The organism is Nocardioides bigeumensis, assembly GCF_039531755.1.
Taxonomy (GTDB): Bacteria; Actinomycetota; Actinomycetes; order Propionibacteriales; family Nocardioidaceae; genus Nocardioides; species Nocardioides bigeumensis.
On record NZ_BAAAQQ010000013.1, the window covers coordinates 436,327 to 449,459 of the forward strand.

At 71.7% G+C, this 13,133-nt stretch carries 15 protein-coding genes; 4 read left to right on the top strand and 11 right to left on the bottom strand.

Translation table 11 applies throughout. The annotated features are described in order from the left end of the window. Positions 1-4 precede the first annotated feature (4 nt). Positions 5-658: an amino acid ABC transporter permease gene (locus ABD295_RS16310; RefSeq protein WP_344304857.1), complete on the top strand. Its 654-nt coding sequence runs from the start codon at positions 5-7 to the stop codon at positions 656-658. Continuing rightward, on the top strand, positions 655-1,521 hold the full coding sequence (locus ABD295_RS16315) for an amino acid ABC transporter permease (protein ID WP_344304858.1): 867 nt from the start codon (positions 655-657) through the stop codon (positions 1,519-1,521). The genes ABD295_RS16310 and ABD295_RS16315 overlap by 4 nt, the downstream gene beginning before the upstream one ends. On the opposite strand, the gene ABD295_RS16320 is transcribed toward ABD295_RS16315, so the two are convergent. The 5 genes from ABD295_RS16320 to ABD295_RS16340 are packed head-to-tail and all read right to left on the bottom strand — an operon-like array spanning position 1,505 to position 3,883. Then, positions 1,505-1,963 carry a hotdog fold domain-containing protein gene (locus tag ABD295_RS16320; RefSeq protein ID WP_344304860.1) on the bottom strand — a complete coding sequence of 153 codons (459 nt, stop codon included), beginning with the start codon at positions 1,961-1,963 and terminating at the stop codon, positions 1,505-1,507. The genes ABD295_RS16315 and ABD295_RS16320 overlap by 17 nt on opposite strands. Positions 1,964-1,973: 10 nt before the next feature. After that, entirely contained in the window at positions 1,974-2,615 is a 642-nt protein-coding gene (locus ABD295_RS16325; protein ID WP_344304861.1) for a DEAD/DEAH box helicase family protein, read from the bottom strand. A gap of 10 nt (positions 2,616-2,625) precedes the next feature. After that, a complete protein-coding gene (locus tag ABD295_RS16330; RefSeq protein ID WP_344304862.1) occupies positions 2,626-2,760 on the bottom strand; it encodes a hypothetical protein in 135 nt (44 codons plus the stop codon). Then, the gene (locus ABD295_RS16335; protein ID WP_344304863.1) at positions 2,757-2,930 is read right to left on the bottom strand and encodes a VOC family protein; all 174 of its coding nucleotides are present in this window, start codon (positions 2,928-2,930) and stop codon (positions 2,757-2,759) included. Before ABD295_RS16335 ends, ABD295_RS16330 begins: the two co-directional genes overlap by 4 nt. Next, positions 2,927-3,883, bottom strand: coding sequence for a methyltransferase domain-containing protein (locus tag ABD295_RS16340; RefSeq protein ID WP_344304864.1), 957 nt, complete (start codon positions 3,881-3,883; stop codon positions 2,927-2,929). Before ABD295_RS16340 ends, ABD295_RS16335 begins: the two co-directional genes overlap by 4 nt. 57 nt (positions 3,884-3,940) lie before the next feature. Between ABD295_RS16340 and ABD295_RS16345 the strand changes: the two genes are divergently transcribed. Continuing rightward, positions 3,941-4,426 (top strand): MarR family winged helix-turn-helix transcriptional regulator, encoded by a 486-nt coding sequence (locus tag ABD295_RS16345; RefSeq protein WP_344304865.1) that lies wholly within the window; start codon positions 3,941-3,943, stop codon positions 4,424-4,426. Positions 4,427-4,484: 58 nt separating this feature from the next. Here the strand turns inward: ABD295_RS16345 and ABD295_RS16350 are convergent, their stop codons facing one another. The 6 genes from ABD295_RS16350 to rsmI form a co-directional block, all read right to left on the bottom strand. Continuing rightward, positions 4,485-6,308, bottom strand: a complete 1,824-nt coding sequence (locus ABD295_RS16350) for an ABC-F family ATP-binding cassette domain-containing protein (RefSeq protein ID WP_344304866.1) — start codon at positions 6,306-6,308, stop codon at positions 4,485-4,487. Next, positions 6,308-7,216: a 4-(cytidine 5'-diphospho)-2-C-methyl-D-erythritol kinase gene (locus tag ABD295_RS16355; RefSeq protein WP_344304867.1), complete on the bottom strand. Its 909-nt coding sequence runs from the start codon at positions 7,214-7,216 to the stop codon at positions 6,308-6,310. Before ABD295_RS16355 ends, ABD295_RS16350 begins: the two co-directional genes overlap by 1 nt. Beyond that, positions 7,213-8,115, bottom strand: a complete 903-nt coding sequence (gene rsmA, locus ABD295_RS16360) for a 16S rRNA (adenine(1518)-N(6)/adenine(1519)-N(6))-dimethyltransferase RsmA (protein WP_344304868.1) — start codon at positions 8,113-8,115, stop codon at positions 7,213-7,215. The genes ABD295_RS16355 and rsmA overlap by 4 nt, the downstream gene beginning before the upstream one ends. Positions 8,116-8,189: 74 nt before the next feature. Further along, entirely contained in the window at positions 8,190-9,317 is a 1,128-nt protein-coding gene (locus ABD295_RS16365; protein ID WP_344304869.1) for a resuscitation-promoting factor, read from the bottom strand. 191 nt (positions 9,318-9,508) lie between these two features. Continuing rightward, positions 9,509-10,396, bottom strand: coding sequence for a TatD family hydrolase (locus ABD295_RS16370; protein ID WP_344304870.1), 888 nt, complete (start codon positions 10,394-10,396; stop codon positions 9,509-9,511). Between the two features lie 46 nt (positions 10,397-10,442). Further along, positions 10,443-11,300: a 16S rRNA (cytidine(1402)-2'-O)-methyltransferase gene (gene rsmI, locus ABD295_RS16375; RefSeq protein WP_344304871.1), complete on the bottom strand. Its 858-nt coding sequence runs from the start codon at positions 11,298-11,300 to the stop codon at positions 10,443-10,445. 97 nt (positions 11,301-11,397) lie between these two features. On the opposite strand from rsmI, the gene ABD295_RS16380 reads away from it, so the two are divergent. After that, entirely contained in the window at positions 11,398-13,089 is a 1,692-nt protein-coding gene (locus ABD295_RS16380) for a dolichyl-phosphate-mannose--protein mannosyltransferase (protein ID WP_344304872.1), read from the top strand. The last annotated feature ends 44 nt before the right edge of the window (positions 13,090-13,133 follow it).

Consider the following 13,133-nt stretch of genomic DNA (forward strand, 5'->3'; position numbering starts at 1 on the left):
CCGAGTGGACGACGTCTTCTCGAGCTTCGACCTCGTGCTCCGGGCGTTCTGGCTGACCCTCCAGCTGCTGGTGCTGTCAGGGGTGGCGTCCCTCCTGCTCGGCACCCTGCTCGCGGCGCTGCGGGTGGGGCCGGTCAAGGTCCTCAACCGCCTCGGCACGCTCTACGTCTCCGTGGTGCGCAACACCCCGCTGCTCGTGATGTTCATCTTCGTGTTCATCGCGTCGCCGACCCTCGACCTGTTCGTCGGGACGCCGTTCCTGGTCAAGGGAGTCATCGCCCTCACCATCTACACGTCGGCGTTCGTGTGCGAAGCGGTGCGCTCCGGGATCAACTCGGTCTCGCTCGGCCAGGCCGAGGCCGCCCGAGCCATCGGGCTCACCTTCGGGGGCACCATGCGCGAGGTGATCCTCCCCCAGGCCTTCCGCGCGACCGTGCCGCCTCTGGCGAGCGTGCTGATCGCCCTGGCCAAGAACACCTCGGTCGCCGCCGCCTTCGGGCTGATGGAGGCCACCGCCCGGATGCGCTTCTTCACCAACAACAACGCCAACGATCGCGTGCTGATCTTCCTCACCTTCGCGATCGGCTACATCATCATCGTCGAGGTCATGTCGGCCGGCGCGTACTCCTTCGAGCGGCGCTGGCGGGTGGCCCGATGACCTCGCTGCTCTTCGACGTGCCGGGCCCGCGCACCCGCGCTCGGCACCGGATCTACAGCGTCGCCGCCTGGCTCCTGGTGGCGGCGATCGTCGCCGCTGCGGTGTGGCGGATGCAGACCGAGGGCCAGCTCGACTACGACAAGTGGGAGCCGCTGCTCACCCCGGAATACATCCGGGTGATCCTCGTCGACGGACTGCTCAACACGCTGCGGATGGCCGCCCTCGCGGTCCTGTTCGCGCTCGCGTTCGGCATCGTGTTCGGCATCGGCAAGCTGTCGGACCACCGGTGGGTGCGGATCCCCTGCTGGCTGGTCGTGGAGTTCTTCCGCGCCGTGCCGTTGCTGCTCCTGATCATCTTCATCTTCTACCGCTTCGGCATCGGCGACGGGATCGGCGCCTACTGGAGCGTGGTGATCGGGCTGACCCTCTACAACGGGTCGGTGCTGGCGGAGATCTTCCGCGCCGGCGTGCTGGCCGTCCCGAAGGGCCAGTCGGAGGCGGCGTACGCCATCGGCATGCGCAAGACGCAGGTGATGGCGACCGTGTTGCTGCCGCAGGCGGTGAAGATCATGATCCCGGCGATCATCAGCCAGTGCGTGGTGGCGCTGAAGGACACCAGCCTCGGCTACTACATCGGCGCTCCCGGCCTGACCGCGATCGGCAAGCCGATCTACGTCGAGTTCAAGAACCAGGTGCAGATGGCCATCGCGATCGCGGCCCTCTACATCGTCGCCAACCTCGTGCTCAGCTACCTCGCCAACCTCGCCCAGCGCCGGTTCGTCGGTGAGCGCAGGAAGCCGCTCGACGTGTCGATGGCCGGCCGCACCGACCGGGACACCGGGATCTTCAAGGGCGGTTCGTGACCCACAGCCGGATCGTGCCCACGACGACCACGGTCCCGTCGCGGCGTACGCCGGTGACCCGCACCGGAACGTCGGGGGCACCGGCCCAGTCCTCGGGGTCGGTCTCCGCGATGCAGAGCACGTCGGAGTCGGCCTTCGCGGTGTAGCGCACCTCCATCCCCTTGGGGATCCACCGCTGCGTGGGCAGGATCGTCGCCTCGGCGAGCGCGCCCATCGCCGCCTCCAGCCCGTTGCAGAGGGCGATGGCGTGCACGGTGCCGATGTGGTTGCGCACCCGCCGCCGGTCCTTGATCAGCAGTGCCGCGCGGTGCGGTCGGATCTCGGTGAACCGCGGGCGGATCGACCGGAAGTACGGCGCCCGCCACCCGAACGCCGCCGAGAACACCCGCTGCCCGAACGGCAACCTCGAGGTCGTCTTCCAGAGGGTCAGCACGCGCGCCATGGACGCGATGCTACCGGTCGGTAACACGCAGCGGCGAAGAGTGCCGGCTGTCGAGCCACTCCAGGATCCGGTCCACCGCCTCGTCCGGGCCGAGGTGGGTGTTGTCGAGCCGCAGGTGCGGGTACGCCGCGATCAACCGCTCGCCGGGTGTCTGCGGCTCGCGGTGGGGATCGGTCACCATCACGCACGACTCGAGGTCGCGGACGTTGCCGTCGGACCAGTCGAGGTCGCGTTTGGAGGGCTTCACGGCCAGCCGGTGCTCGGTGCGGTTGCGCGCCAACCGCGTGTCCAGGTCGGCGACCAGCTCGACGATGGCGATGTCGGCGCCGCGGTCGGCGTACGGCTTGACCAGGTCCCTGACGAAGTCGGTGTCCCCGTCGAGCTCGAGCCCCCAGACGAACGTGAAGACGAGCGAGGTGCCGTGACCAGCGGCCTCCTCGACCAACCGACGCCGCCACTCCCCCATCAGGGTCATGAACGGCGGCACGCCGTAGTCGAAGACCTCGAGCAGCGGCTCGATCGTCGCGTGGTTGTGGAAGAGCCGCAGGTCGCTGCGCGCGGCGATCGCCCGGCCCACGGTCATCTTCCCGACCGCCGGCGCCCCCATGAGCAGCAGGAAGCGCTGACGTCCACCCTCGGTCGCATCCGTCATCCGCCCATCCTCACGGCTGGGGCGCCAGGACCTCCACGCGGTTTCCGTGACCGTCGAAGGTGTGGAGGCGCAGGTAGCCGGGGAACGTCACCCGCTCACTCGCGTCGACGACGAAGTCCAGACCCCGAAGCCGCCCCGCGATCACATCGAGCGCCTCTGCGTCGGCGACGACCAGCGCGGGATGCGCCTTGCGAGCCGGGGTGAACGGCTCCTCGACGCCGACATGGACCTCAGCCCCAGCCCCTCGGCGTAGAACCGCCGGGCCTCGGCCTCGCCACCCGGCGGCATGGCGACCTGCACGTGGTGGAGCCTCATGCGGGGTCGGTGGCCGGGCTCGACGCGACCCGCGCGACGGCGAAGATCCGGCGGAACGGCAGCACGACCCCGGAGGCTCCACCGGAGATGCCGCGTTGCGGGTACGCCGCTCGCAACCGCCGCTTGAACTCCTCGGTGAACTCCTCGCGGAGCCCGTCGGGCAGCGCCTGCAGCGTCGGGCGCGCACCGGTGCCGGAGACCCAGGTGAACACGGCATCCTCGCCCTGGAGCTGGTGGAAGTACGTCGTCTCCCAGACGTCGACCTCGCAACCGGTGGCGACCAGTGCGTCGAGGTAGGTCTCCGGGCCGTGACTCGTCGGCACCCGGGCGTCGCGCGTGTGGTCGGCGTACGCCGGCTCGCGGGCCAGCTCCGTGCGGATCGTGTGGCTGGGCTCGTCGAAGTTGCCCGGCACCTGGAAGGCGAACCATCCGCCGGGAGCCACCTGCGCGACCACCGACGGCAGCAGGTCGAGGTGCTCGGGCAGCCACTGGAGGGTGGCGTTGGAGACCAGGACGTCGACGCCGCCGGGGGGCGCGGACCACGCACGGAGGTCGCCGACCTCGAACGCCGCGACGTCGCCGTGGTCGCGCCGGGCCGCCGCGATCATCTCGGGGCTGGAGTCGACTCCGCGCACCTCGGCGTCCGGCCAGCGGTCGGACAGGAGCCTGGTCAGGTTGCCCGGCCCGCAGCCGAGGTCGACGACCGTGCGTGGCGCGCCCGCACCGATCCGGGCGACCAGCTCGAGGAACGGCCGGCCGCGCTCGTCGGCGTACGTCAGGTAACGCTCGGGGTCCCAGCTGTGCGCCATCGTGCCTCCCTCGGTGATCGAGCCCGGTCCATCGGTGATCGAGCCCAGTCCATCGGTGATCGAGCCCAGTCCATCGGTGATCGAGCCCAGTCCATCGGTGATCGAGCTCAGTCGAGATCTCTTGACGTCAAGATACTCAGCCATGGTGCGACGAAAGACTCTCGATGTCAAGATTCTTGACGGACGGTTACACTGCACCCCATGCGGGACGAGGTGGACGAGCTGGTGGAGGCGTGGGCGCGAGAACGGCCCGACCTCGACCTCGCGCCCGTCGAGATCTTCAGCCGGATCGGCCGGCTGGCCCGGCACCTCGACCTGGCTCGCAAGGCGGCGTTCTCCACGCACGGCATCGAGTCCTGGGAGTTCGACGTGCTCTCGGCGCTGCGCCGCGCCGGGGCGCCCTACGAGCTCTCCCCCGGCCGTCTGCTCAAGGCGACCCTGGTCACCAGCGGCACCATGACCAACCGGGTCGACCGCCTGACCGCGCGAGGGTACGTCGAGCGACAAGCCGACCCCGCCGACCGTCGCGGCGTGCTCGTCCGGCTCACCCCGGACGGCAAGCGCACCGTCGACGCCGCCTTCGCCGCCCTCCTCGACGCCGAGCGCGACCTGCTCGCGGGTCTGCCCGCCCAGGACCGCGCCCGGCTGGCCGACCTGCTCCGACCGCTGCTGGCCCCCTTCGCCTGACCCTCACAGCCGGTGGTCGAGGAAGTCGCGCCAGCGACTGTCCCGAGACCCGGTGGGGCTACTCCAGCACCTCGGCCGCCTCGAGCCACTCGGTCTCCAGGACCTCCCGCTCGGCGGCGACGACGGCGTGGTCCGCGGCCAGCTCGGCCAGCCGCACGTAGTCGTCGGACGCTGCCGCCATCGCGGCGTTGATCTCGGCTTCCCGCTCGCCCACGCGGGCGAGCTGCTTGTCGAGCCGGGCCAGCGTCTTGCGCGCCTCGCGCTCGACGGCGCTCCCCCGCGACGCCCGGTCCGCGCCGCCCGCACCGGCGGCGCCGGCCGCAACGGCTGCCACGCCGGCCTCGGCGGCGGCGCGGTCGGCCGCGAGCCGCGCCGCCCGACGTTCGAGGTACTCGTCCACCCCGCGCGGCAGCAGCGAGATCTGGCCGTCACCGAGCAGCGCCCAGGTCGTGTCGCAGACCCGTTCGAGGAAGTAGCGGTCGTGCGAGACCACCACGAGGGTCCCGGGCCAGCCGTCGAGGAAGTCCTCCACGACGTTCAGCGTCTCGATGTCGAGGTCGTTGGTGGGTTCGTCGAGGAGCAGCACGTTGGGCTCCGTGAGCAGCAGCATCAGGAGCTGGAAGCGCCGCCGCTCCCCACCCGACAGGTCACTCAGCCGCGCGGTCAGCCGGTCGCCGGTGAACCCGAAGCGCTCGAGCATCGACGTCGCGGACACCTCGCCGTCGAGCGTCCGGGTCACCCGCCGCACCGACTCCACCGTGGCGAGCACCCGCGCCTGGGGATCCAGCGCGACGCCCTCCGGCCCGGCGGACACCTCCTGGGTCAGGTGCTGGAGCGCGATCGTCCGGCCGTGCTTCACGCGGCCCGCGGTCGGTGCCAGCTCGCCCGCGAGCAGCGACAGCACCGAGCTCTTGCCGGCACCGTTGACGCCGACGAGACCGACGCGATCGCCCGGCCCGAGCCGCCAGGTGGCGCGGGACAGCAGCGTGCGGTCACCCCGCACCAGGTCGGCGTCGAGCAGGTCGACCACGTCCTTGCCCAGCCGCTGCGTCGCGAAGCGCTCGAGGGCGAGCCGGTCGCGCGGGGGCGGCACGTCGTCGATCAACGCGGTGGCGGCGTCGATGCGGAACTTCGGCTTGGCCGTGCGCGCCGGCGCACCACGCCGCAGCCAGGCCAGCTCCTTGCGCACGAGGTTCTGGCGGCGCACCTCCGAGGCCGCCGCCTGCCGCTGCCGCTCCGCCTTGGCCAGCACGAACGCGGCGTACCCGCCCTCGTAGGCGTCGACGACGCCGTCGTGCACCTCCCACGTCTGCTCGCAGACCGCGTCGAGGAACCACCGGTCGTGCGTGACCACGACGAGCGCCGACGGCCGCTCCGCGAGGTGGGCCGCGAGCCACGCGACCGCCTCGACGTCGAGGTGGTTGGTCGGCTCGTCGAGGACGAGCACGTCGTGGTCGTCGAGCAGCAGCGCGGCCAGCGAGCAACGCCGGCGCTCGCCACCCGACAGCCCTAGGACCGCCCGGTCGAGGGCGATCCCGGCCAGCAGCTCCTCCACGACCTCGCGAGTGCGCGGGTCCGACGCCCAGGCGTGGTCGGCGCGTCCGCCGAGCACGGCCTCGCGCACGGTGTGGGAGTCCTGGAGCTGGTCCTGCTGGTGCAGGTAGCCCATCCTCAGCCCGCGCCCCTGCGACACCCGCCCGGAGTCCGGCTCCAGAGCCCCCGTGAGGACCTCGAGCAGCGTGGTCTTGCCGTCGCCGTTGCGCCCGACGATGCCGATGCGCTCGCCCTCCCCGATGCCGAGCGAGACGTCGGTCAGCAGCGGCCGGACGCCATAGCTCTTGGAGACCTTCTCGAGGTTCACCAGGTTCGTCGGACCGACCATCAGGCCCTCACCACGAGGTGTGCGCCCGCGACCGGAGCAGGGGCGATGAGGACGGTGTCGTACGACGGCGCGAGGGTGCCGGCGACCTGGCGGGCCTCGTCTCCGGAGCCGCACAGCAGCACGACGGTCGGCCCGGAGCCGGACACCATGCCACGCAGCCCTCCGGCCTCCTCGCCGGCGGCGATCACGTCGGCGAGCTCCGGACGCAGGTCCAGCGCGGCCGCCTGGAGGTCGTTGTGCAGCGCGCGGGCCAGCGCCCGGACGTCGCCGTCCTGCAACGCACCGAGCACGGCGAGCGGACCGGTCGGCACGACCGGGGCGTCGGGGTGCAGCTGGTCGAAGCGGCGGTACACGTCGGGCGTGGACAGCCCCTCCCGGAACGGCACGACCACCCACCACCAGCCCCCCTCGTCGGGAACCCGGTGCACCAGCTCGCCGCGACCGGTGCCGTGCGCCGATCCGCCGACCAGCGCGAACGGAACGTCGCTGCCGAGCTCGCCGGCCAACCGGAGCAGGTCGTCGTCGGGCGTCTCGAGCTGCCACAGCCGGTCGAGCGCGACCAGCGCGCCGGCTGCGTCGGCCGAGCCTCCGGCGAGCCCCGCGGCGACCGGGATGTCCTTGTCGACCCGCAGCTCCCCGCGCACGTCGACACCGTGGTGGGCGGCGAGGAGCCGGGCCGCGCGGTCGACGATGTTGTCGCCCGCCGGAGGCAGCGCCTCGGCAGCGACGTGGTCGGAGGTCCGCACGTCGACCCGCCAGTCATCGGCAGGCCCGGCGGTCACGTCGTCGTAGAGCCCGATCGCCTGGTAGACGGTGTCCAGCGGATGGAAGCCGTCGGGTCGAGGAGCACCGACGCCGAGGTACAGGTTGACCTTGGCCGGCACGCGCACGGTGATCTCGTTAGTCACGAGCCCTCCCCCTGTTGCCCCGCGTATTGCCCCGCGGGCTGTGTCGCGAGTTGCTCGGCGATGCGCACGAACGCGTCGAGCCCCAGCACCTCGCCGCGCGCCTCCGGGTCGACGCCGGCCGACTCGATCACCCGGCGCGAGGCCTCGGTCGAGCCTGCGAGGCCGCGCAGCGTCGCGCGCAGGGTCTTGCGGCGCTGCGCGAACGCCGCGTCGATCACCGTGAACACCTGCTCCCTCGAGACCGTGGTCGCGGGCGGGTCGCGCCGCGTCCACGCGACCAGGCCCGAGTCGACGTTGGGGGCCGGCCAGAAGACGTGCCGGCCGATGGCGCCGGCGCGTCGCACGTCGGCGTACCACGCTGCCTTCACCGAGGGGACGCCGTAGACCTTGCTGCCGGGCTTCGCCGCGAGCCGGTCGGCGACCTCGGACTGCACCATCACCAGGCCCCGCTCCAGCGACGGCAGCAGCGCCAGCATGTGCAGCAGCACGGGCACCGACACGTTGTAGGGCAGGTTGGCGACCAGCGCCGTCGGCGGTGGTCCCGGCAGCGCGGTCACGCGCAGGGCGTCGGCCGTCACGACGCCGAGACGGTGGGCGTGGTCAGGGGCGTAGGCCGCCACGGTGCCCGGCAGCAGCGCCGCCAGACGCTCGTCCACCTCGACCGCGACGACCCGCTCGACCACCTCGAGCAGCGCCAGCGTCAGCGACCCGAGCCCCGGGCCGACCTCCACCACCACGTCGTCGGCACCGACACCGGACTCGCGCACGATGCGCCGCACCGTGTTGGGGTCGATGACGAAGTTCTGGCCCCGCTGCTTGGTCGGTCGCAGGTCGAGCTCGGCGGCCAGCGCCCGCACCTCCGCCGGACCGAGCAGCCTCGGCCCAGCTGGAGTGCTCACAGGCACGAGGCTAGTGCGCGGGCGCCAGCCACCGGTGGTCGAGGAGGTCGCGCGGCGACCGTCACGAGACAGAGCTAGCGAGGCAGGCCGAGCTTGGCGGCACAGCCCGGCCAGGCGCCGTACCCGCCGGAGGCGTCGCGGAGCTTGGTGGCGATGGCGATCTGGGTCTCACGGCTGGCCTGGCTGGGCAGACCGGTGCCGCCGTAGGCACGCCAGGTGCCGAGCGAGAACTGCAGGCCGCCGTAGTAGCCGTTGCCGGTGTTGATCGCCCAGTTGCCGCCCGACTCGCACTGCGCGAGCGCGTCCCACACGGTGTTGCCAGGGGCGAAGTTCGGCCCCGACTCCTGGGTACCGACCTCGACGACCTCGGTGACCGGCTTCTCCAGCACCTTCTGGCGCACGACCTTGCGGGCGACGAGCTTGCCGTTCTCGTAGGTCAGCCGGTAGGTCACCTGGCGCAGGCCGTCCTGGCCGGCGGTGACGACGGTCTCCTCGCCCTCGAAGGCCGAGGAGTCCTCGCGGGTCACGGTCGAGTGCCTGATGACCTCGCGGTCGACCGAACGGGTGACCACGCGGATGCGGGTGACCACGACCTTGTCGCCGTCGGCGACCGCACTGCCGAGGCGGGGCTTCACCTGGTCGTCGTCGTCGACGGTGATGCCCAGCTCGTCGAGCACGTCGGCGACGGTGAGCGCGGCGACCCGCGCCTTCGCCATGTCCTTGGGACCGATCTTGATCTGGACGGTCTTGGGAGTGACCACGTCGAGCGCGAGCCCGCCGCGGTCGATGTCGGAGCCGCGGCTCACGGAGAGGGCGGCGTTGCCGAAGGCGAGGCCGAGCTCGTCGAGCGCGGAGTCGACGGTCGTCGCGGTGACCCAGTGGGTCTCGGTCTCGCCGTCGACGCTGAGCTCGAGCGGGCGGCCGTACTGCACCGCGATCTCGGAGCCGTCGGTGACGGTCTCGTCGAGGCCGGGCGCGACGACGTCGTGCTCACCGACCTCGATGCCCTCGGCCTCGAGGACGTCGCCGACGGTGTCGCCGAGCGCCGTGACCTGCTTGTCCTCGCCGTCGACCGACACGGTCACGGTGGAGGAAAGGGCTGCGTAGCCGTAGGTGCTGCCCGCGACGGACAGGATCACGGCACCTGCGAGGGCGCCGAGCACCGTCTTGCTGCGGACGAGGCTCTCGATGCGTTGATGCACACTGCTCCGAACGTTGTTCTCCCCGGGCCTCGGGAGGCACACCGCAGGCGAGAACTTCAGGGGAGAGGCCTCGCAGGCATTGGCGTGCCGGTGGAAATGGCGTCCCGATCCCGGCCAACAGTCACAAGACGATAACGGTGATGGGCGGTAGTGCAAACTCGAACGACCAAACGGAGCCGAACCCCGCCGGCCTACCAGGCGCCTCCGAAGGCGCGTTCGGCGTTCGTGTCGAGGGCCTCGCACAGGCTCACGAGGTCCTCGCGGAGCACCTCGACCATCGCCCGGACGGTGTGCGGGACGAGGTACGACGCGTTCGGCCGGCCGCGGTAGGGCACCGGTGTCAGGAACGGCGCGTCGGTCTCGACGAGCACCCGGTCGAGCGGCGTGACGGCGAGCGCGTTGCGCAGTGGCGCGGCGTTCTTGAAGGTCACCGTGCCGGCGTACGACAGGTGTGCGCCGCGCTCCAGGCACGCGCGCGCGAACCGGTCGTCACCCGAGAAGCAGTGCATCACCCATCGTGGTGGGGCTCCCTCGTCGTCCAGCACGCGCAGCACATCGTCGTGGGCGTCGCGGTCGTGGATGACGAGGGTCTTGTCGAGGCGTTTGGCCATCGCGATGTGCGCACGGAACGAGTGCTCCTGCGCCTCGCGGCCCTCGGGTCCGGTGCGGAAGTGGTCGAGGCCGGTCTCCCCGACCGCGCGCACCTTGTCGTGCGCCTGCGCGAGCGCCTCGATCTCGTCGAGGGCTTGGTCGAGGGTGCCGGCGTCGGCCTGCCGCGGCGCCTCGTTGGGGTGCAGCGCGACGCCCGCCACCAGGGCGTCGTACGTCGCCGCGGCGTCGACCGCCCACCGCGCCCCGGGCAGGTCGCAGCCGATCTGCACGATCCGGGTGATGCCGACGCTCGCGGCGTTCGCGAGGGCGGCTTCCGTCGCCAGCCAGTCGCCGTCGGCGATGTCGAGGTGGCAGTGGGTGTCGACCACCCGATGCGGCAGCGCCTCGGGCAGCGGCGGCCGCTCCTGGTCGCGCCTGGCCCCCGACTTCTCCTCGGTGGGCGCGCGCTTCCGTGTCGGTCCGTCCACGTGCGCGAGTCTCCCACCGGTGGGCGAGGAGGTCGCGCAGCGACCGTCACGAGGCCCGATGCACCAGGTCGTACACGTCGCGCTTGCGCAGACCGGCGTCGCGGGCGACGGCGGCGATCGCGTCCTTGCGCGACATCCCGCCCGCCTCGGCCGCGGCAACGGCGGCGAGCAGGTCGTCGGGCTCGGTCGACGCCGTCGTACGCCGCCCTCCCGCGACCACGATCGTCACCTCGCCGCGCACGCCCTCCTTCGCCCAGGCGACCAGCTCGGAGAGCGGGCCGCGCGCCACCTCCTCGTGGGTCTTGGTCAGCTCACGGCACACGGCCGCGAGCCGGTCGCCACCGAACGCCTCGGCCATCGCCTCCAGCGCTGCCAGGGTCCGGTGCGGCGCCTCGAAGAAGACCAGCGTCCGCTCGTCCTCGGCCAGCCCGGTCAGCCTGCGCGCCCGCTCCCCCGCCTTGCGCGGCAGGAAGCCCTCGAAGGCGAACCTGTCCACGGGCAGGCCGGACACCGCCAGCGCCGTCAGCACCGCCGACGGGCCGGGCACCGCGGTGACCCGGATCCCGGCCGTGACGGCGGCGGCGACCAGGCGGTAGCCCGGGTCGGAGACGCTCGGCATCCCGGCGTCGGTCACCAGCACGACGCGCTCGCCGGCGAGCAGCGCCTCGACGAGCGCGGGGGTCCGAGCCGCCTCGTTGCCCTCGAAGTAGGAGACGACCCGACCGCTCAGGGTGATCGACAGGTCGACGCACAGCCGGCGCAACCGTCTTGTGTCCTCGGCGGCGACCACGTCAGCGGCGGCCAGCTCCTCCGCCAACCGCGCCGGCGCGTCGGCGGCCCGGCCGATGGGCGTCCCGGCCAGCACGAGGACGCCGCGCTGAGCTGTGCCGTCTTGGGTTGCCATGGGTCGATCATCGCGGACGCCCGGTGGTCGAGCAGCGAGCGAAGCGAGCGGAAAGCCGAGACCACCTCAGCGAGGTCGCGACCGTAGAGTTCCCGTCGTGCCGTCGACCACCACGAAGCCCGAGATCGGGTCACGGGTCGGGCTGTCGCGCACGAGCACCGGAGACGCCGTACCCGACGCACGCACGCGGGCCCGGCGCGGCCCCGACCTCGAGGACCCCTTCGTGTCCTGGAGCGCGGCGATCGGGCTGGCGCTGCTCGGGCTCTTCCTCAGGCTGTGGCACCTGGGCGAGCCCAAGGCTTTCAGCTTCGACGAGACCTATTACGCCAAGGACGCGTGGTCGCTGCTCAACAACGGTTACGTCCGCGACTACATCGAGGACGCCGACAAGCTCATCCTGTCCGGCCAGACCGACGACCTCTGGAAGGAGACGCCCTCGATCATCGTCCACCCCGAGGCGGGCAAGTGGATGATCGCGCTCGGGGAGAAGGCGTTCGGGCTCGACCCGTTCGGTTGGCGCGTCGCCTCGGCCGTGATCGGCGCGCTGATGATCCTCGTGATGTGCCGGTTCGTACGCCGCGTCACCGGCTCGACCCTGCTCGGCTGCGTCGGCGGCCTCCTGCTCAGCCTCGACGGTCTCCAGCTGGTGCTGTCGCGGCTGGCGCTGCTCGACATCTTCCTGGCCTTCTGGCTGCTCTGCGCGGTGCACTGCCTGGTCGCGGACCGCGACTGGTTGCGCCGCCGGCTGGCCGAGCGCGTCGAGGTCGACGCCAGCGGCCGCGCGCTCACCACGCAGCCGTGGGGACCGGTGCGTGGCTTGCTCTTCCGGCCGTGGCTGCTCGTCAGCGGCATCTGCTTCGGGCTCGCCGTCGGCACCAAGTGGACGGCGTTGTACCCGCTGGCGGCGTTCGGGCTGCTCGTGTGGTTCTGGAGCGCAGGAGCACGCCGGTCGTTCGGGGTGCAGTGGGCGATCCCGCGGGCGGCGCTCACCGACGGCGTACCCGCGTTCTTCCACCTCGTCGGCGTCGGGCTCGTCGTCTACGTCGCGACGTGGACGGGCTGGCTGGTGCACGCCGACCAGTACGAGGAGTTCCGCTCCGACACGCAGTACACGCAGTTCGAGGGCGGCAAGCCGTGGCCGACGGCGTCAGAACCCGATGCGAGCGGTCCGGCCGAGGTCGTGCAGTCTTTGCGCTCGCTCTGGCACTACCACCAGGACGTGTACGTCTTCCACACCCACTTCCTCAACGACTCCTCGCACGTATACGCCAGCAAGCCGTCGGGGTGGCTGCTGCTCAACCGACCGGTCGGGGTCGACGCCCAGAACGACATCGCGGTCGGCACCCAGGGGTGTGCGGCGCCAGCCGACTCCAAGTGCATGCGACAGGTGCTCCTGCTCGGCAACCCGGTGATCTGGTGGGCCGGCTGCCTCGCGCTGCTGTGGGGGTTGCTGATGTGGGTCGGCGCGCGCGACTGGCGCTACGGGGTGGCCATCACGGGAGTGGCCTCCACCTGGCTGCCCTGGCTGATGTACGACGACCGGCCGATCTTCATCTTCTACGCCGTCGCGGCGCTGCCGTTCCTGGTGCTCGCCCTCACGGTGGCGCTCGGACAGATCCTCGGCCGCGACACCGTCCCGTCGCCGCGGCGTACCGTCGGCGTGATCGTCGCGGGCTCCTACGTCGTGCTGGCGCTGCTGACCTTCGCGTGGTTCTGGCCCATCTGGACCGACACGCTGATCACGTACTCCGAGTGGCTCGACCGGATGTGGTTCGAGCGCTGGATCTGAGCCGCGCAAGGGCGCGTCGAGACCCGGTGAGACGACTGGAGACG